Consider the following 18,664-nt stretch of genomic DNA (forward strand, 5'->3'; position numbering starts at 1 on the left):
CTTCTACTTCGCCACCGGCAAATCGGCGTATCGCGTCGTATAGGCCGGTGACAGCATCTCACGCTTCATCGCCCAGGATTTCTCAATACCCTGCCCGGCAAACCATATCTTCCCTTTGCCAGAATGATTTACGCTGTCGATCGTCTCCATCAGCGCCGCGCTGTTGGCGCGCAGACGGTTATCGTCAAACAAGTTTAGCTGGGCGACGCCGCTGCTGAAAAAATCCGCCAGCATGACCCCGGCTTTCATATAGCGATACCCGTCGAGCCATATACGCCCCAGCGCCTCTGTGGCGGCGCGGATGATATCCCGCGAGTCATTGGTGGGCGTCATCAGGGTGACAGAAGCCTGATTGCCGTAATAAATTTCGTTGTCCGCATGCGGGCTGGTGCGCACAAACACGCTGATAAAACGGCAGTATTGATGCTCGCCGCGCAGTTTCTCTGCTGCCCGCTCCGCGTAGGCGCAAATCGCCTGGTGCATCTCTTCATATTGCGTAATGCGGTGTCCAAACGAACGGCTACAGATGATTTGCTGCTTCGTGGGGGTGAACTCTTCCAGATCAAGGCAGGGCTCGCCGCGAAGCTCGCGGGCCGTACGTTCCAGCACCACGTTGAAATGTTTGCGGATGACCCAGGAGGACGCTTCCGCCAGCTCCAGCGCTGTGGTAATGCCCATCGCGTTCAGTTTTTTCGTGATGCGCCGCCCTACTCCCCACACCTCTTCTACCGGAACCTTTGCCAGCAGTTTACGCTGCCGTTCGCGGCCTGAGAGATCGACCACGCCGCCCGTGCTGGCCCAGCGTTTCGCCGCATAGTTGGCCAGCTTCGCCAGCGTTTTGGTCGGGGCAATACCGACGCCAACGGTTAAGCCCGTATTTTTAAAGACCTGCGTGCGCATCTGGTGACCGAACGCTTCCAGTGACAGGCAGTGACTGACCCCTGAGACGTTCACGAACGCCTCATCAATGGAGTAAATCTCTATTGCCGGGGCGAGATCGGTCAGCGTCTGCATGACCCGACTGCTGAGATCGGCATATAGCGCATAGTTCGAGCTAAAGACATAAACCCGCGACGGGTAGAGCTTTTCTTTGAATTTAAAATACGGCTCACCCATTTTTATGCCGAACTGCTTTGCCTCCCGCGACAGTGAAATAATGCAGCCGTCGTTATTGGACACCACTACGATGGGTTTCCCCTCCAGATCGGGGCGGAATACCCGCTCGCAGGAGGCATAGAAGCTGTTCACATCAACCAGCGCGAACATGTTTATGCGTTTTGAGCGTGTGGGTGACGACGCCGAAGATCTGCAGCTCCTCTTCGGACTGAAAGGTAATCGGCTGATAACGGGCATTATGCGGCAGAAGTCTCAGAACCGGACGGGTCTGTAGCTCTTTCACCGTAAACTCACCGGCGACCGACGCCACGACAATATCCCCATGTTCGGCATTTAACGAACGATCGACCACCAGCAGATCGCCGTCGCCGATCCCCGCCCCAATCATGGAGTCTCCACTCACCTTGATAAAATAGGTCGCACTGGGGTGCCTTACTGCCAGCCGGTTAAGATCGAGACGATCTTCCACATAATCCTGCGCCGGGCTGGGAAACCCACAGGCAACACGTTCTAAAAACAAAGGTAATTCAATGATTTGTTTTGGGTGATAAGAAAAGAGAGTGTCCATAGTGCCTTTCTCGCCAGATACTGTATATAAATACAGTATTACGGATTGTGGACAAGGATCAAGGTCATTTCCGGAGACGAATCCAAACGCGTTGAAGTTTGAGCGGTTTTAATTGAGCAACATCGCCCGCCGTTAACAGGATTGACAGCGAAAGTCATATATAAGTCATGTTGTTTATGACTTATAAAAAAATAACATCACTATGTACTAACTACATATTGACTTTAAAGTCAGATAAAAGCATATTTTACAGCACGAATTAACAAGACTTACTGGAGAATATTTCCCATGCCAGCCCGTGACTATCCAGACAAGCGTGTTGCACGCGGTCTGGCAAAGGAGGCCGATCTCAGGATGCTGAGCGCCCGTATCGATCCCGATCTGATGGAGTACATCAGAATCACCGCCTTTGAGACGCGTAAAAGTAAGCAAGAGATTGTGGCGGAAGCGTTAGCGCTCCACAGGCAGAAAAGTCAGACAGGACCCTAAGCGCGCAAAGCCGAAAGTCCCCTTCGGGCTTTGCGCGTATCACGTTTAATCTATCAGCGAATTCAGCGTTTCCAGTGCTTCAGGCGGTAACTGCAAATCCGCCGCCGCGAGGTTTTGCCGCAGATGCGCCACGGAAGAGGTGCCCGGGATCAGCAGAATATTCGGGGAACGTTGCAGCAGCCATGCCAGCGCTACCTGCATTGGCGTCGCGCCCAGTGAATCCGCGACAGCCTTCAGCCCGGAAGATTGCAGTGGCGTAAAGCCACCCAGCGGGAAGAACGGCACATAAGCAATGCCCTGCTGCGCCAGCAGATCCACCAGCGCGTCGTCACCCCGGTTCACAATATTGTACATGTTCTGCACGCACACCACCGGTACCAGCTTCTGGGCTTCCGCAACCTGGGTGGCCGTGACGTTGCTCAGGCCAATATGACGCACCAGCCCCTGCTGCTGTAATTCGGCCAGGGTGGAGAGCGGTTCAGCAATCGACCCTTCCGCCGGCCCGTGTGCGCTAAACATGATCCGCAGATTCACCACGTCCAGCACGTCAAGCTGCAGATTACGCAGGTTGTCGTGCACCGCCTGAGTCAGTTCCTGCGCGGAAAAGGCCGGCAGCCAGGCACCTTTGTCGTTGCGGCGGGCACCAATCTTGGTGACGAGCGTCAGATCGTCCCGGTACGGGTGAAGCGCCTCGCGGATCAACTGGTTAGTGACATGAGGACCATAAAAATCACTGGTATCAATGTGGTTCACCCCTGCCGCCACCGCTTCGCGCAGCACGTCCAGCGCGGCTTGCTTATCCTTCGGTGGACCAAAGACGCCCGGCCCGGCGAGCTGCATCGCACCGTAGCCCAGTCTTTTAACCGTCCGCGTTCCGAGCGCGTACGTCCCGCTTTTATCAATGCTGCTCATGTTAACCTTCCTCATAAAAATGATCCGGATTTACAACAGGTTCCCTCGCAGAACCATTAGTTAAGCGCGAGTTAATTAAAGTTTAAATTCTCTACGACGATAGTAATGAAGTACCCCTGCATCTTCTCTAACGGACGACCGCTATGCTGAAAAATCTGCACGTGATTACCGGTATTATCTTTGCCCTCACCATATTCTGTCTGTTGCAAGTTGTCACGGGAGGGTTGTTCTACTCTGCCGTCAGCAACGACCGCCATAACTTCCAGAATTCCGGCGTGCTCAATGCCCAGCAGGAAAGCCTGAGCGACAGCGTGAACACGCTGGTGAAAACGCGCGTCACCGTCACCCGCGTGGCGATCCGCTATCTGAAAAACCAGCGCGACCCGGCTTCCCTTGCGGCGATCAATAAACTGCTTGGCACCGCAGCCGACTCGCTGGCAAAAGCCGAAGCCTATAACAAAGAGTGGCAGAAACTGCCGCAGGTTAACGGCCAGGAGGCGGCATTAACCGACGAGATGCAGAAATCCTGGAACCAGATGCACGAAGTGATGCGCTTATCGATTGAGTATCTGCGTGCCGACAACTATCAGGCCTATGGCGATCTGGACGCCCAGCAGGCGCAGGACGAGATGGAAGCGGTCTATAACCGCTGGCGCGCCGAAAACAACACCCTGCTGAAGGCCGCAACCGAAGAGAACCAGAGCAGCTTCACGCAGATGCAGTGGACCCTGGCGGCGATTCTGCTGGCCGTTATCGCGGTTCTGGTGGTCATCTGGCAGGGTTTACAGCACCTGCTGTTGAAACCACTCCACTCCATTATGAACCATATTCGCGCCATTGCAGGGGGCGACCTGACGCAGGATATCGCCATCTCTGGTCGCAATGAGATGGGTCAGCTGGCCGCCGGCCTGCACGAGATGCAGCAGTCGCTGGTGACCACCGTCAGCGCCGTACGTGGAAGTACCGATTCCATCTACACCGGCGCAGGCGAAATTGCCGCAGGGAGCAACGATCTGTCCGCCCGTACAGAGCAGCAGGCCGCCTCGCTCGAAGAGACCGCCGCCAGCATGGAGGAACTGACCGCAACGGTTAAACAGAACTCCGATAACGCCCGTCAGGCCACGCTGCTGGCGAAAAACGCCTCTGAGACGGCCGCGCGCGGCGGTCACGTCGTGGATAACGTGGTTCGCACCATGAACGAAATCGCCGACAGCTCGCAGCAAATTGCGCATATTACCGGCGTGATTGACAGCATCGCGTTCCAGACCAACATTCTGGCGCTTAACGCCGCGGTGGAAGCGGCACGCGCCGGGGAACAGGGGCGTGGTTTTGCGGTTGTTGCAGGCGAAGTTCGTACGCTGGCGAGCCGCAGCGCGCAGGCGGCGAAAGAGATCAAAGGGCTTATCGAGAACTCCGTCAGCCGGGTGAATACCGGTTCTGAGCAGGTCAGCGAGGCCGGCACCACCATGAAGGAAATTGTCGCCGCCGTCACCCGCGTGACCGATATCATGGGTGAGATTTCATCAGCCTCTGACGAGCAGAGCCGCGGCATTGAGCAGGTGAGCCTGGCCGTTTCGCAGATGGACAGCGTGACGCAGCAAAACGCCGCGCTGGTGCAGGAGTCCGCCACGGCGGCGGCGGCACTGGAAGATCAGTCCGAGCAGCTGCGCCAGGCGGTGGCCGCGTTTCGTCTGAACGGCAAAGAAAAAGCGGTCGCTCCACGCCCGGCCAATCTGAAAACGCCACAGCTGCTGCGTCCGGCCACGGCAACCGCCTCTACCGACAGCAACTGGGAAACGTTCTGAGTCTCAGGCGGGCGAGGATATCGCCCGCTAGCGGCTGCGCTTGGCGTGACGCTCCCAGTTTTCCTGTTTTGCTTCATCGGATTTTCGCAGGGAAACATAACAAGCCCCGCTGCCGCCGTGATGCGGCAGCGCCACGCAAAAAGCCTGCACTTCCTCGAACTCGGTTAACCAGCGCGCCAGATAGCTGCGCACCACGTTAGGATGCGAGTTCTGCTCGCGCCCTTTCCCGTGGATGATAATCAGGTTACGTAACCCGTCGCGCCCGGCCTGGCGAATAAAAGAATAGAGCATCTGACGGCAGCGCTCTGCAGGCTGGCGTAAGAGGTTTAAGCTGGCCTGGCGGGCATATTTCCCCGTGCGCAGCTTATCCATCACGCCCTGCTGCACCCCTTCGCGCTGGAAAGCCAGCGGTTCTTCCAGGGGCAGAACGTCAAGAAAGTCCAGCGTCAGGAAGTTATCCAGCTGTTCATTATCCACCTCTTCGCGCGCCCGCGTATTGCGGCTGGGCTGCCAGTGAATATCCGCGCAGCGCTTCAGGGGCTGGACATCTTCCATGGCGTCAAGAAAAAAGGATTTGTCGTCAGGGTTCATGGGCATCCTCCGGCTACAGCTGAGGACGGTACTATACCTGCGCCTGAGGCAGGCCTCAATCATCGCTGTACGCCGTCGTGCGCCATAAATATTAACCCGATGAATATATATAGTATTTATAAAATGAACTTAAACATGACTTAACTAAAATTTCAGCAAAGATAAAATAAGTGATTTGTGTTAAATTTTCGTAAAATCAAACACTCAACCCCCTTTCCTTTTTCGGGAAAGGTGTTATACCTAAATATACCTGCCTCATGGATATAATACTCAGGATTGGCGAAAGGACGTACTGCTGTGTGTACTATAGGGTCTGTCTGATGTCGGGCAGATCCTGTTTTTTTAATAGGCATTTCACGCGACGACTATTTTTCTCGCTTCCCTTCTGAATTGCGTAATTAATGACTCAGCAAGGGGCGTCTGACGTGAATCACGGCGCTGAATTAAATAATAGGTCGCTTTAGGAAGCGATTCGACTACCGGCAGCATAACCAGGCGGTGCGCCAGCAGCGGGTCACAGCCTAGCTCCTGCGGCAGTATGCTTAAAAAATCGCTTTGCGCGACGAGGCTAATACAGGAAGAAAATGTTTCGCAAACCACGCCAATTCGCGGTATTTGCGAACGATCGCTAAATACCTCTTCTAATTGCTTGTAATAGCTTCCCCGCGGCGTCGGCATTGTCCAGTTAAAATGCAGAAGTTCATTAATTGACGTTGCCCCCATTGCCGGATGCCCTTCACGACAAAATACCGCAAACGGTTTTTCGAAGAGTTTTTCAAACGTAAACTCCTGGTCGTAAGGCCCCTGATAATAGGTGTTGATGGTGAAGTCCAGTTCGCCCTGGCGTAATTCATTGATCATCGACACCAGCTGCCCTTCCATAATCCGCACCTTGACCTGCGGATGTTGCGCGTGAAAGCGGGTAATGACGGCGGGCATAAGCGTGCGTGAAACGCTGGCCCCCATCCCGATGTTGATCTGCCCGGCCAGCTCACCCTGCCGCTGACGGATATCATCCTGCGCCGCGCGCAGCTCTTCCAGAATCAACCGGGCGCGCTGGTAAAAGCCCTCTCCACATTCGGTCAACGCGACGCCCTTACTCCTGCGCACGAAAAGCTGCGCCGCCATGCCCTCCTCCAGCTCTTTGATGGATTTGGTCAGCGCCGGCTGGGAAAGATTCAGCGTTCTGCTGGCACCGCGAATGCTGCCCTGACGTGCAACCTCAACAAACGCCCGAATTTGATGAAATTTAATCTGGAATGTCATAGCCCGACCGATAACCGTTGTTTATCAGAGTAAAGAAACTGTCATCTACTTTAATGGAAAGGGATGTGCGAGGGTAATTCCTGAACGGTTAAAACTGTGAAAAATCGGTTAGTGATAAGTAAAAACTATCACAGCGTGAAGCAGTTCACATATTTTAATGATGACAGGAACAGATATGGACACACTGGCGCAGTACATCCAGACGCTATCGCCGCAGCTGAGCGCATGGCGTCGTGATTTTCACCATTTTGCGGAATCCGGCTGGGTAGAGTTTCGTACCGCGGCGAAGGTCGCGGAAATCCTCGACTCGCTGGGTTACGAACTGGCGATGGGTCGCGACGTGGTGGATGCCGAAAGCCGGATGGGGTTGCCCGATGCCGCAACCCTGGCGCAAGAGTTTGCCCGCGCGCGGGCGCAGGGCGCGCCTGAGAAATGGCTGGCGCCGTTTGAAGGCGGGTTTACCGGCATTGTCGCCACCCTCAATACCGGGCGTCCAGGACCGACCCTGGCGTTTCGCGTCGACATGGATGCTCTTGATTTAAGCGAAGCGCTGGATGAAAGCCATCGCCCGTTTCGCGACGGTTTTGCCTCCTGCAATCCGGGAATGATGCACGCCTGCGCGCACGACGGTCACACCACGATTGGTCTGGGGCTGGCGCGGGTACTTAAAGAGAATGAAGCACAGCTCAGCGGCACCCTCAAGCTGATCTTCCAGCCTGCCGAAGAAGGGACCCGCGGCGCGCGCGCCATGGTTGCCGCCGGGGCGCTGGACAACGTGGACTATTTCACCGCCATCCATATCGGTACCGGCGTCCCTGCCGGAACGGTAATTTGCGGCAGCGATAACTTTATGGCGACCACCAAGTTCGACGTGAACTTTACCGGCGTGGCCGCACACGCGGGCGGGAAACCGGAGGACGGACGTAACGCCCTGCTCGCCGCCGCGCAGGCCGCCCTCGCCCTGCACAGCATCGCCCCGCACAGCGAAGGCGCCTCCCGGGTGAACGTCGGGGTGATGCAGGCGGGCAGCGGACGCAACGTGGTGCCTGCGAATGCCCTGATAAAGGTTGAAACCCGCGGTGAAAGCGAAGCGATTAATCAGTACGTCTTTGAGCGCGCGCAGGCGGTCATTACCGGCGCAGCGGCGCTCTACGGCGTGCGCGCCGAGATACGCCTGATGGGTGCCGCAACGTCCAGCGCGCCGACACCGGCGTGGGTTGATTATCTGCGCGAACAGGCGAGCCAGGTTTCCGGGGTTGTTCACGCCATCGATAAGGTGAAGGCGCCAGCAGGCTCCGAAGACGCCACGCTGATGATGGCCCGCGTGCAGCAGAACGGCGGCATGGCGTCCTATATGGTGTTCGGCACGGATTTGAGCGCCGGACATCACAACGAAAAATTCGACTTCGATGAGCAGGTCATGACCATCGCCATTGAAACGCTGGCGCGAACTGCGCTCAATTTCCCGTGGACGCGAGGTGTGTAATGCAGGAGAACTACGCTTTTATTGCCGATGCGATCGACACGCGATGTCGCACGTTAACCGACATTGCCGACGCGATCTGGGATCGTCCTGAAACCCGCTTTGAAGAGTTCTGGTCTGCCGAACGGCTGGCCAGCGAGCTGGAGGCCGAGGGCTTCACGCTGACGCGCGAGGCCGGCGGCATCCCCAATGCCTTTATCGCCAGCTTCGGCAGCGGGAAACCGGTCATCGCCCTGCTGGGCGAATACGACGCGCTGGCCGGGCTAAGCCAGCAGGCGCACTGCGCGACGGCGCAATCGGCCACGCCGGGAGCTAACGGCCACGGCTGCGGGCATAACCTCTTAGGCACCGCGGCGCTGGCGGGGGCGGTAGCGGTGAAAAGCTGGCTGGAACAGCACGGCGGTAGCGGAACGGTGCGTTTTTACGGCTGCCCCGGCGAGGAAGGCGGCTCCGGGAAAACCTTTATGGTGCGCGAAGGCCTGTTTGATGACGTCGATGCCGCCGTCACCTGGCACCCGGAAGCCTTCGCCGGGATGTTTAACGTCAGCACGCTGGCGAATATTCAGGCCGCCTGGCGTTTTCACGGCGTGGCGGCACACGCGGCCAACTCCCCCCATCTGGGACGCAGCGCGCTGGACGCCGTGACGCTGATGACCACCGGCACCAACTTCCTCAACGAACACATTATCGAGAAAGCGCGCGTCCATTACGCCATTACCGACACCGGAGGGATTTCGCCCAACGTGGTGCAAGCGCAGGCCGAGGTGCTGTATCTGATCCGCGCCCCGGAGATGGCCGATGCGCAGCAGATCTACGAACACATCGAAAAAATCGCCCAGGGCGCGGCGCTGATGACCGAAACCACCGTCGAGTGCCGCTTTGACAAAGCCTGCTCAAGCTACCTGCCGAACCGCACGCTCGAGGCGGCGATGTATCGCGCCCTGCAGCACTACGGCACGCCGCTCTGGACGGAGGAAGAACGCGCCTTTGCCCGCGAGATCCGCGCCACCCTGACGCCCAACGATCTGCAGAACAGCCTGAAAAATATTGCCGCGACGGGCGGTGATGCGGGTAAAGCCTTTTCCCGTCGTCATCAGGAGACGCTGCTGGTGGATGAAGTCGCGCCCTATGCCATCACCGACAACGTGCTTGCGGGTTCCACGGACGTGGGCGACGTCAGCTGGAAAATGCCGGTCGCCCAGTGCTTCAGCCCCTGCTTTACCGTCGGCACGCCGCTGCACACCTGGCAGCTGGTGGCGCAGGGGCGTACCTCCATTGCCCACAAAGGCATGCTGCTGGCTGGAAAAGTGATGGGCGCGACCGCGCTCAATCTGCTCCAGGACGCAGCGCTGCTGGAAAAATGCCGTGAAGAGTTCGAACAACAATTACATGAAAAACCGTACGTGTGTCCGATCCCACAGGGCGTGACACCGTCACCTTTAAAATAAAAAAACACAACACAACAACACAACACTCCCGAGGAACGCCCATGAGTATGTCATCCATACCTTCGCATTCCCCATCCGGTAAGCTCTATGGCTGGGTTGAAAGGATCGGCAATAAAGTGCCGCACCCTTTCCTGCTGTTTATCTATCTGATTGTGATTTTAATGGTTGCCACCGCCGTGCTCTCCGCCTTTGACGTGAGCGTGCGCAGCCCGGCTGACGGCAGCCTGGTGGCGGTAAAGAACCTGCTCAGCGTTGACGGGCTGCACTGGTTTTTGCCGAACGTCATCAAAAACTTCAGCGGTTTTGCCCCGCTGGGCGCCATTCTGGCACTGGTGCTGGGCGCCGGACTGGCTGAACGCGTGGGCTTGCTGCCCGCATTAATGGTAAAGATGGCTTCTCACGTCAGCGCGCGTTACGCGAGCTATATGGTGCTGTTTATCGCCTTCTTCAGCCATATCTCCTCCGACGCCGCGCTGGTGATCATGCCGCCGATGGGGGCGCTGATCTTCCTCGCCGTCGGGCGTCACCCCGTGGCGGGCCTGCTGTCGGCGATTGCGGGCGTGGGCTGTGGATTCACCGCCAACCTGCTGATCGTCACCACCGACGTGCTGCTGTCCGGCATCAGCACGGAGGCGGCAAAGACCATTGATGCGGCAATGCACGTCAGCGTAATCGACAACTGGTACTTTATGGCCAGCTCGGTCATTGTCCTGACGATTGTCGGCGGGCTGATTACCGATAAGATCATCGAGCCGCGCCTGGGTAAATGGGAAGGCCGTAGCGATGAAAAGCTGGAAACCCTGAGCAAAGAGCAGCGCTTCGGCCTGCGCGTGGCGGGCGTGGTCTCGCTGGCCTTTATCGCGCTGGTGGCGCTGATGGTGGTGCCGGAAAACGGCATATTGCGCGATCCGGTTAAACATACCGTCCTGCCGTCGCCGTTTATTCAGGGCATCGTGCCGCTGATTATCCTCTTCTTCTTTGTCGTTTCGCTCGCCTACGGTATCGCTACCGGCAAAATCCGCCGTCAGGGCGATCTGCCCCAGCTGATGATCGAGCCGATGAAAGAGATGGCGGGCTTTATCGTGATGGTGTTCCCGCTGGCGCAGTTTGTGGCGATGTTTAACTGGAGCAACATGGGCAAGTTTATGGCCGTGGGCCTGACCGACGCGCTGGAGGCGGCCGGGCTAAGCGGCGTGCCGGCGTTTGTCGGCCTGGCGCTGCTGTCATCCCTGCTGTGCATGTTTATCGCCAGCGGCTCCGCCATCTGGTCGATTCTGGCCCCGATCTTCGTGCCGATGTTTATGATGCTGGGGTTCCATCCGGCGTTTGCCCAGATCCTGTTCCGCATTGCGGACTCCTCGGTGATTCCGCTGGCACCGGTTTCACCGTTTGTGCCGCTGTTTTTAGGCTTCCTGCAGCGCTATAAACCGGAGGCCAAACTGGGTACCTACTATTCGCTCGTCTTGCCTTATCCGCTTATCTTTTTAGGGGTATGGCTGGTGATGCTGGTGGCGTGGTATCTTGTCGGCCTGCCGATTGGACCGGGAATATACCCGAGGCTGAACTAAAGGAATGAGGATGCTGAGATTACTCGAAGATAAGATTGCGACGCCGCTCGGGCCGCTGTGGGTGATCGCGGACGAGGAGTTTTGCCTGCGCGCCGTTGAGTGGGAAGAGCACAGCGACCGCATGGAAGAACTGCTCGCTATTCACTACCGCTCCCAGGGGTATGAACGTATCCGCGCCACCAACCCGGGCGGACTGAGCGACAAGCTGGCGGCCTACTTCGAAGGCGATCTCAGCATCATCGATACTCTGCCGACCGCCACGGCAGGCACGCCTTTTCAGCGCGAAGTGTGGCAGGCCCTGCGGTCAATACCGTGCGGGCAGGTCATGCATTACGGCCAGCTCGCGGAGCAGCTAGGCCGCGCAGGGGCAGCACGCGCGGTGGGTGCCGCGAACGGCTCTAACCCGGTCAGCATCGTGGTGCCCTGCCATCGCGTCATTGGCCGCAACGGTACCCTGACCGGCTATGCCGGCGGCGTGCAGCGAAAAGAGTGGTTGCTGCGTCACGAAGGGTATCTCCTGCTCTAGTTCCCAGGCTTTTTGTGCTTAATTTTCTACTGGTTAGGCTAAAAATCCATAATCAAGCTGTGGAATTTCAAGAAGATGGCGACACATTGCCGTCTCTTGTCTTTATTGAGGGTTTGTCAGGCTTACGTACTTACCAAAAAGATGTTAAAATTGACCAATATCAATTAAGGCTTGAGCAAACCTATGATCCCGGAAAAGCGAATTATACGACGCATTCAGTCTGGCGGTTGTGCTATCCATTGCCAGGATTGCAGCATCAGCCAGCTCTGTATCCCGTTTACCCTGAATGAGCATGAACTCGATCAGCTTGATAATATCATCGAGCGCAAAAAGCCTATTCAGAAAGGGCAGACGCTGTTTAAAGCGGGAGACGAACTGAAATCGCTCTATGCTATCCGTTCTGGCACCATCAAGAGCTACACCATCACCGAACAGGGTGATGAGCAGATCACCGGCTTCCATCTGGCGGGCGACCTGGTAGGCTTTGATGCCATCGGTACGGGCCATCACCCGAGCTTTGCTCAGGCACTCGAAACCTCAATGGTTTGCGAAATCCCGTTTGAAACCCTGGACGACCTGTCCGGCAAGATGCCTAACCTGCGTCAGCAGATGATGCGTCTGATGAGCGGTGAGATCAAAGGCGATCAGGACATGATCCTGCTGCTTTCCAAAAAGAATGCAGAAGAGCGCCTGGCCGCGTTTATCTACAACCTCTCCCGCCGCTTCGCCGAGCGTGGCTTCTCGCCGCGTGAATTCCGTCTGACGATGACGCGTGGCGATATCGGTAACTACCTGGGCCTGACCGTGGAAACCATCAGCCGTCTGCTGGGTCGTTTCCAGAAAAGCGGAATGCTGGCCGTTAAGGGTAAATACATCACTATCGAAAACGGTGAAGCGCTGGCCGTTCTTGCCGGGCACGCCCGCAACGTGGCGTAACTTCCGCCTGTTGATGACCAGACTGATAAATTCTTGTGATTTATTGGTCTGGTATAATCACTTCCGTTTCGACATATTTTCACCGCAGCACGTCCCCACACAGCGCCCGAAAGGTTCTCGTTGAGGTTATGAATTGAGAGAAAGTTTGTTTTTCGTTTCAGTCGTGATTGCCTCAGTGACCTTTATCTTCATCTGGATCATGCTTGTCGGCCCGATGAAGGGGGAGGAAAAAACCTACGTTCAGGACTCCACGACCTTTGCGATAGCGGTGATGGTGCTGCTGTTTATTGCGTTTATCGCGGTGACAACCACGGTACTTTTCCTCTGATAAATTTTCATGAAATATTGATCTGGCAAAACCTCCCCTCTGTTTCATTCAGGATATATAGGTTACTCTTTTAATTACAGACTGTGGTGACAGTAGTAAGGAGACCTGTATGGCCAAGTATCAAAACATGCTGGTAGCTATCGATCCGAATCAGGACGATCAGCCAGCATTACGACGTGCTGTGTATTTACATCAACGGATTGGTGGCAAAATCAAAGCGTTTTTGCCGATCTATGACTTCTCTTATGAGATGACCACCCTTCTGTCGCCTGACGAGCGCACCGCTATGCGTCAGGGCGTCATCAGCCAGCGTACCGCGTGGATCCGTGAACAGGCGAAGTATTACCTGGAAGCGGGTGTACCCATTGATATTAAAGTGGTCTGGCATAACCGACCTTTCGAAGCCATCATCCAGGAAATTGTCGCTGGTGGGCACGACCTGCTGCTGAAGATGGCGCACCAGCACGACAAGCTGGAGTCCGTGATTTTCACCCCGACCGACTGGCACCTGCTGCGTAAATGCCCTTGCCCGGTCTGGATGGTGAAAGACCAGCCGTGGCCTGAAGGCGGGAAAGCCGTTGTGGCGGTAAACCTCGCGAGCGAAGAGGATTACCACAATTCGCTGAACGAGAAGCTGGTGAAGGAGACCATCCAGCTTGCCGATCAGGTGAATCATACTGAAGTACATCTGGTGGGCGCCTATCCGGTTACCCCGATTAACATTGCCATTGAGCTGCCTGAATTTGACCCGAGCGTGTACAACGACGCGATCCGCGGTCAGCACCTGCTGGCCATGAAAGCCCTGCGCCAGAAATTCAGTATCGATGAGAAAATGACCCACGTGGAAAAAGGGCTGCCTGAAGAGGTGATCCCGGACCTGGCGGAACACCTGCAGGCGGGGATTGTGGTGCTGGGCACCATTGGCCGGACCGGTATTTCCGCCGCGTTCCTCGGCAATACCGCCGAACAGGTGATCGACCATCTGCGCTGCGACCTGCTGGTCATTAAGCCGGATGAGTACCAGACGCCGGTTGAGCTGGACGATCCGGAAGACGATTGACCAGCAGGATGAAAAAAAACCGTCGGGGAACCGGCGGTTTTTTTTGCCGGGTGGCGGCTTCGCCTTACCCGGCCTACGGGTTTGGTAGGCCCGGTAAGCTTGCGCCACCGGGCCTTACCCTGTCAGAGTGATTTCAGAATCGCATCCACGCTGGCTTTGGCATCGCCAAACAGCATGTGGGTGTTCTCTTTGAAGAACAGCGGGTTCTGAACCCCGGCATAGCCGGTATTCATGGAGCGTTTAAACACAATCACGTTCTGCGCCTTCCACACTTCCAGAACCGGCATACCGGCGATTGGGCTACCCGGATCGTCCTGTGCAGCAGGGTTAACGGTATCGTTAGCACCGATGACCAGCACGGTGTCGGTGTCGGCGAAATCATCGTTGATCTCATCCATTTCCAGCACGATGTCGTAAGGCACTTTCGCTTCCGCCAGCAGCACATTCATGTGGCCTGGCAGACGCCCTGCCACCGGGTGAATACCAAAGCGAACCTTGATGCCACGCGCGCGCAGCTTCTCGGTGATTTCCGCCACCGGATACTGCGCCTGCGCCACCGCCATGCCGTAGCCCGGGGTGATGATCACGGAATGCGAGTTTTTCAGCATGTCTGCGGTATCTTCCGCAGAAATTTCACGGTGCTCACCCACTTCTTCATCCGCACTGGAAGAAGACCCATCGGTCCCGAAACCACCGGCGATAACGCTGATGAACGAGCGGTTCATCGCCTTACACATGATGTAAGACAGGATCGCACCGGAAGAGCCCACCAGCGCACCGGTGACGATCAGCAGGTCGTTGCTCAGCATAAAGCCCGCCGCCGCCGCCGCCCAACCGGAGTAGGAGTTCAGCATCGAGACAACCACCGGCATATCCGCACCGCCGATGGACGCCACCAGGTGCCAGCCAAATGCCAGCGCGATGATGGTCATGACCAGCAACGCCAGCACCTGCAAACCGACGCTTTCAGTACGCACGAAGACCACCAGCAGTACAAACGACACCACCAGCGCCGCCAGGTTCAGCTTGTGACGGTTTGGCAGCATCAGCGGCTTAGAGGAGATCTTCCCGCGCAGCTTGCCGAACGCGACGATGGAGCCGGTGAAGGTCACCGCACCGATGAAGATGCCGAGGAACACTTCCGTCAGGTGGATGTTCACCAGAATCGGCTCCAGGCCCGGTTCGTGATACAGGTAGCTGTTGAAGCCCACCAGCACCGCCGCCAGACCCACGAAGCTGTGCAGAATGGCAACCAGCTCCGGCATCTCGGTCATTTCAACGCGTTTCGCCAGGCGAATACCAATCGCGCCGCCGATGATCATCGCCACCAGGATCCACGCCACGTTGCCGGTGTCCGGCCCAAAGATGGTGGCAATCAGCGCAATTGCCATCCCGGCGATACCAAAGTTATTACCCTGCTGAGACGTTTCGTGTTTGGAAAGCCCCGCCAGACTGAAAATAAACAGGATTGCAGCAACAATGTATGCGGCTGTCACTAATCCTCCAGACATATGCTACCCCTTAGCCTTTACGAAACATTTTCAGCATGCGCTGAGTCACGGTGAAACCACCGAAAATATTGATACTGGCGATCAGCACCGCGATGAAGCTCAGGAAGCTGATCCAGCCGCCGTGACCAATCTGCAGTAACGCCCCCACCACGATGATCCCGGAGATGGCGTTGGTTACCGACATCAGCGGCGTATGCAGCGCATGGGAGACGTTCCACACCACGTAGTAACCTACGACGCAGGAGAGCGCGAAGACGGTAAAGTGGCCGAGGAACTCTTTTGGCGCAACGTCAGCCAGCCAGCCGAACAGAATAATCACCAGCGCCATGATCGCGTATTTGCGCCACGGAGAAGCCGGTTTGGCAGGTTCTTTTGGCGCAGGTGCCGCCTTCGCTGCCGCCTGAGGCTGAGCAGAAACCTGAATAGGCGGTGCAGGCCAGGTAATTTCACCTTCACGGACCACGGTGACGCCGCGCACCACCACATCGTCGAAATCAACGGTGACGTTGCCGTCTTTCTCTTTGCAGAGCAGCTTCAGCAGGTTGACCAGGTTAGTGCCGTAGAGCTGAGAAGACTGCGTTGGCAGACGGCCCGGCAGATCGGTATAACCGATCACCTTCACGCCGTTAGCGGTCGTGGTCACCTGATTCGGTACGGTATATTCACAGTTACCGCCGTTTTGGGCGGCCAGGTCGACAATCACGCTGCCCGGCTTCATGGAGTCAACCATCTCACGGGTAATCAGCTTCGGCGCCGGTTTACCCGGGATAAGCGCGGTGGTGACAATAATGTCGACATCTTTCGCCTGGGCGGCGAAGAGTTCCATTTCGGCTTTGATAAACGCTTCGGACATCACCTTCGCGTAACCGTCGCCGCTGCCTGCCTCTTCCTTGAAGTCCAGCTCAAGGAATTCGGCGCCCATACTCTGGACCTGTTCCTTCACTTCAGGACGGGTATCGAAAGCGCGAACGATAGCGCCCAGGCTGTTTGCCGCACCGATGGCGGCAAGTCCCGCCACGCCCGCACCAATCACCATTACCTTCGCCGGAGGGACTTTACCCGCCGCGGTGATCTGACCGGTAAAGAAGCGACCAAATTCGTGGGCCGCTTCAACGATGGCGCGGTAGCCCGCAATGTTTGCCATCGAACTTAAGGCATCCAGCGACTGGGCGCGCGAAATGCGCGGCACGGAGTCCATCGCCATGACGGTGACGCCACGGGCCGCCAGCTTTTCCATCAGTTCAGGATTTTGTGCAGGCCAGATGAAGCTCACCAGGGTCGTCCCCGGATTCAGCAGCGCAATCTCACTCTCTTCCGGTGCGTTGACCTTCAGAATCACCGGCGACTGCCAGACGTCAGCAGCGTCGACCACTTCCGCGCCAGCCTGGATAAAGGCCTCGTCATCGAAACTCGCCAGTTTGCCTGCGCCGCTTTCAACCGCGACCGTAAAACCCAGTTTAAGCAGTTGCTCCACCGTTTTCGGTGTTGCCGCTACGCGGGTTTCATTGGCTAACCGTTCTTTTGGTACCCCAATACGCATAGTTTTCCCTTCCATCGGTTTTTGATGATGGTTTATCGATAAATGCCCGCGGTTTGTATCAATTTTCGCCATTACGCGAGCGACGAAATATGATTAACCCCGGAAAATAAAACAGTAACAAACTGTCTATAACCTACTGAAAATAGCGCCCGCGATCTACCGCCAGAAAACACTATTTCTTACTTTATCTGTGAAAAATAAGCGATCGGCGTCACTGACAGTGATATTTACCTTAAATTCCTTGCCAGAACCGATAAATCGCGCAAGCGAAGCGGTAAAAACATGATATAGCGCCATAAGAGAACAAGTTATTAACATTAAATTAACTTGTAAAAGTCATAAGCTTTATCAGTTTTACTTGTCAAACGCCTGTTTTTTCAACATATCACTAAATGTTATCGAATTCGGTGATTCAGTCAGCACGGGCAGTGAAAAATGGCGCAGACAGCGACGGGTTTTAAATGCAATAATCGGGACCGTCTCAAATTAACAACAATACCAGTACATGGTTTGCGCAAGGCGAAGGATCATTTTTATGAAGCTTAAGAACACACTCCTGGCGTCCGCACTTCTTTCCGCGACCGCCCTGTCTGCGAATGCCGCAACAGAGTTAACGCCGGAGCAAGCGGCAGCGTTAAAACCTTTTGACCATACGGTCATTGTGGGTCGTTATAACTCCATTGGCGACGCCGTCGCCGCGGCATCAAAAGCTGCTGATAAAAACGGGGCGGCCTCGTTTTATGTCGTTGACCAGTCCGATTACGGCAACAGCGGTAACCAGCGCGTGACCATTGCGCTGTACAAAGACAATGCGCCAAAAGCTGACGCACCGAAAAACCGCGTGATCAACGGTGTTGTTGAACTGCCGAAAGATCAAGCGATCGAGCTGGAACCTTACGACACCGTCACCGTTCAGGGCTTCTATCGCAGCCAGCCTGAGGTGAACGATGCCATCACTAAAGCCGCGAAAGAGAAAGGGGCCTACTCTTTCTTCATCGTGCGTCAGGTCGATGCTAACCAGGGTGGCAACCAGCGTATTACCGCATTCATCTATAAAAAAGATGCGAAAAAACGTGTTCTGCAGAGCCCGGATGCTATCCCGGCGAATTCAGAAGCAGGTCGCGCGGCGCTAGCGAAAGGCGGCGAAGAAGCGAAGAAAGTTGAAATTCCAGGCGTAGCAACGACCGCGGCCCCAAGCGCTGAAGTGGGCCGTTTCTTTGAAACACAGTCCACGAAAGGTGGCCGTTATTCCGTTACGCTGCCGGACGGTACCAAAATTGAAGAGCTGAACAACGCCACTGCCGCGCAGATGGTGCCGTTCGACAGCATCAAATTTACCGGCAACTACGGCAACATGACGGAAGTTTCCTATCAGGTCGCGAAGCGTGCGGCGAAGAAAGGAGCGAAGTACTACCACATTACCCGCCAGTGGCAGGAACGTGGTAACAACGTGACCATCAGCGCCGATCTGTACAAGTAACAAAATCGTTTACGAAAGGCGGCGCAATGCCGCCTTT

17 protein-coding genes are annotated in these 18,664 nt (G+C 56.1%); 10 read left to right on the forward strand and 7 right to left on the reverse strand.

Features of this window, described 5'->3' with window-relative positions:
* Nucleotides 1-3: 3 nt before the first annotated feature.
* Nucleotides 4-1,266 (reverse strand): translesion error-prone DNA polymerase V subunit UmuC, encoded by a 1,263-nt coding sequence (umuC, locus tag N037_RS00365; protein ID WP_023335489.1) that lies wholly within the window; start codon nt 1,264-1,266, stop codon nt 4-6.
* Nucleotides 1,250-1,684 (reverse strand): translesion error-prone DNA polymerase V autoproteolytic subunit, encoded by a 435-nt coding sequence (gene umuD, locus N037_RS00370; RefSeq protein WP_023335488.1) that lies wholly within the window; start codon nt 1,682-1,684, stop codon nt 1,250-1,252. Before umuD ends, umuC begins: the two co-directional genes overlap by 17 nt.
* 288 nt (nt 1,685-1,972) lie before the next feature.
* Between umuD and N037_RS00375 the strand changes: the two genes are divergently transcribed.
* Nucleotides 1,973-2,173, forward strand: coding sequence for a hypothetical protein (locus tag N037_RS00375; RefSeq protein ID WP_023335487.1), 201 nt, complete (start codon nt 1,973-1,975; stop codon nt 2,171-2,173).
* 45 nt (nt 2,174-2,218) lie between these two features.
* Here the strand turns inward: N037_RS00375 and N037_RS00380 are convergent, their stop codons facing one another.
* Complete coding sequence (locus N037_RS00380; RefSeq protein ID WP_023335486.1) at nt 2,219-3,085, reverse strand: aldo/keto reductase family oxidoreductase; 867 nt, start codon at nt 3,083-3,085, stop codon at nt 2,219-2,221.
* Nucleotides 3,086-3,228: 143 nt separating this feature from the next.
* On the opposite strand from N037_RS00380, the gene tcp reads away from it, so the two are divergent.
* Nucleotides 3,229-4,890 carry a methyl-accepting chemotaxis citrate transducer gene (gene tcp / locus N037_RS00385; protein WP_032638226.1) on the forward strand — a complete coding sequence of 554 codons (1,662 nt, stop codon included), beginning with the start codon at nt 3,229-3,231 and terminating at the stop codon, nt 4,888-4,890.
* A 27-nt stretch (nt 4,891-4,917) separates the two neighbouring features.
* Here the strand turns inward: tcp and smrA are convergent, their stop codons facing one another.
* Nucleotides 4,918-5,481 (reverse strand): DNA endonuclease SmrA, encoded by a 564-nt coding sequence (smrA, locus tag N037_RS00390; protein ID WP_032638227.1) that lies wholly within the window; start codon nt 5,479-5,481, stop codon nt 4,918-4,920.
* A gap of 354 nt (nt 5,482-5,835) precedes the next feature.
* The gene (locus N037_RS00395) at nt 5,836-6,747 is read right to left on the reverse strand and encodes a LysR family transcriptional regulator (protein WP_023335483.1); all 912 of its coding nucleotides are present in this window, start codon (nt 6,745-6,747) and stop codon (nt 5,836-5,838) included.
* 175 nt (nt 6,748-6,922) lie between these two features.
* Between N037_RS00395 and N037_RS00400 the strand changes: the two genes are divergently transcribed.
* The 7 genes from N037_RS00400 to uspE all read left to right on the forward strand — a co-directional run bounded on the left by N037_RS00400 (nt 6,923) and on the right by uspE (nt 14,096).
* Entirely contained in the window at nt 6,923-8,233 is a 1,311-nt protein-coding gene (locus tag N037_RS00400; protein WP_023335482.1) for a M20 family metallo-hydrolase, read from the forward strand.
* Nucleotides 8,233-9,678, forward strand: coding sequence for a M20 family metallopeptidase (locus tag N037_RS00405; protein WP_032638228.1), 1,446 nt, complete (start codon nt 8,233-8,235; stop codon nt 9,676-9,678). Before N037_RS00400 ends, N037_RS00405 begins: the two co-directional genes overlap by 1 nt.
* A gap of 41 nt (nt 9,679-9,719) precedes the next feature.
* Nucleotides 9,720-11,246: a p-aminobenzoyl-glutamate transporter gene (gene abgT, locus N037_RS00410; RefSeq protein ID WP_029740288.1), complete on the forward strand. Its 1,527-nt coding sequence runs from the start codon at nt 9,720-9,722 to the stop codon at nt 11,244-11,246.
* A gap of 10 nt (nt 11,247-11,256) precedes the next feature.
* A complete protein-coding gene (gene ogt / locus N037_RS00415) occupies nt 11,257-11,772 on the forward strand; it encodes a methylated-DNA--[protein]-cysteine S-methyltransferase (protein ID WP_032638229.1) in 516 nt (171 codons plus the stop codon).
* A gap of 183 nt (nt 11,773-11,955) precedes the next feature.
* Nucleotides 11,956-12,708 (forward strand): fumarate/nitrate reduction transcriptional regulator Fnr, encoded by a 753-nt coding sequence (gene fnr / locus N037_RS00420; RefSeq protein ID WP_006174991.1) that lies wholly within the window; start codon nt 11,956-11,958, stop codon nt 12,706-12,708.
* Between the two features lie 145 nt (nt 12,709-12,853).
* Nucleotides 12,854-13,036: a hypothetical protein gene (locus N037_RS00425; RefSeq protein ID WP_014883604.1), complete on the forward strand. Its 183-nt coding sequence runs from the start codon at nt 12,854-12,856 to the stop codon at nt 13,034-13,036.
* A gap of 109 nt (nt 13,037-13,145) precedes the next feature.
* Complete coding sequence (uspE, locus tag N037_RS00430) at nt 13,146-14,096, forward strand: universal stress protein UspE (RefSeq protein WP_023335478.1); 951 nt, start codon at nt 13,146-13,148, stop codon at nt 14,094-14,096.
* Nucleotides 14,097-14,218: 122 nt separating this feature from the next.
* On the opposite strand, the gene pntB is transcribed toward uspE, so the two are convergent.
* The gene (gene pntB, locus N037_RS00435) at nt 14,219-15,607 is read right to left on the reverse strand and encodes a Re/Si-specific NAD(P)(+) transhydrogenase subunit beta (RefSeq protein WP_024909329.1); all 1,389 of its coding nucleotides are present in this window, start codon (nt 15,605-15,607) and stop codon (nt 14,219-14,221) included.
* Nucleotides 15,608-15,617: 10 nt separating this feature from the next.
* Entirely contained in the window at nt 15,618-17,147 is a 1,530-nt protein-coding gene (pntA, locus tag N037_RS00440; RefSeq protein ID WP_023335476.1) for a Re/Si-specific NAD(P)(+) transhydrogenase subunit alpha, read from the reverse strand.
* Nucleotides 17,148-17,682: 535 nt separating this feature from the next.
* On the opposite strand from pntA, the gene ydgH reads away from it, so the two are divergent.
* Nucleotides 17,683-18,627 carry a DUF1471 family protein YdgH gene (gene ydgH / locus N037_RS00445; protein ID WP_023335475.1) on the forward strand — a complete coding sequence of 315 codons (945 nt, stop codon included), beginning with the start codon at nt 17,683-17,685 and terminating at the stop codon, nt 18,625-18,627.
* Nucleotides 18,628-18,664: the final 37 nt, after the last annotated feature.

The organism is Enterobacter sp. EGD-HP1 (assembly GCF_000733275.2).
Classification (GTDB): domain Bacteria; phylum Pseudomonadota; class Gammaproteobacteria; order Enterobacterales; family Enterobacteriaceae; genus Enterobacter.

Coding starts and splice junctions, on each gene's coding strand:
- umuD (WP_023335488.1), bottom strand. CDS start 1,684: ATGGACACTCTCTTTTCTTATCACCCAAAACAAATCATTGAATTACCT.
- pntB (WP_024909329.1), bottom strand. CDS start 15,607: ATGTCTGGAGGATTAGTGACAGCCGCATACATTGTTGCTGCAATCCTG.
- smrA (WP_032638227.1), bottom strand. CDS start 5,481: ATGAACCCTGACGACAAATCCTTTTTTCTTGACGCCATGGAAGATGTC.
- N037_RS00400 (WP_023335482.1), top strand. CDS start 6,923: ATGGACACACTGGCGCAGTACATCCAGACGCTATCGCCGCAGCTGAGC.
- ydgH (WP_023335475.1), top strand. CDS start 17,683: ATGAAGCTTAAGAACACACTCCTGGCGTCCGCACTTCTTTCCGCGACC.
- abgT (WP_029740288.1), top strand. CDS start 9,720: ATGAGTATGTCATCCATACCTTCGCATTCCCCATCCGGTAAGCTCTAT.
- pntA (WP_023335476.1), bottom strand. CDS start 17,147: ATGCGTATTGGGGTACCAAAAGAACGGTTAGCCAATGAAACCCGCGTA.
- N037_RS00395 (WP_023335483.1), bottom strand. CDS start 6,747: ATGACATTCCAGATTAAATTTCATCAAATTCGGGCGTTTGTTGAGGTT.
- N037_RS00405 (WP_032638228.1), top strand. CDS start 8,233: ATGCAGGAGAACTACGCTTTTATTGCCGATGCGATCGACACGCGATGT.
- fnr (WP_006174991.1), top strand. CDS start 11,956: ATGATCCCGGAAAAGCGAATTATACGACGCATTCAGTCTGGCGGTTGT.
- uspE (WP_023335478.1), top strand. CDS start 13,146: ATGGCCAAGTATCAAAACATGCTGGTAGCTATCGATCCGAATCAGGAC.
- N037_RS00375 (WP_023335487.1), top strand. CDS start 1,973: ATGCCAGCCCGTGACTATCCAGACAAGCGTGTTGCACGCGGTCTGGCA.
- umuC (WP_023335489.1), bottom strand. CDS start 1,266: ATGTTCGCGCTGGTTGATGTGAACAGCTTCTATGCCTCCTGCGAGCGG.
- tcp (WP_032638226.1), top strand. CDS start 3,229: ATGCTGAAAAATCTGCACGTGATTACCGGTATTATCTTTGCCCTCACC.
- N037_RS00380 (WP_023335486.1), bottom strand. CDS start 3,085: ATGAGCAGCATTGATAAAAGCGGGACGTACGCGCTCGGAACGCGGACG.
- ogt (WP_032638229.1), top strand. CDS start 11,257: ATGCTGAGATTACTCGAAGATAAGATTGCGACGCCGCTCGGGCCGCTG.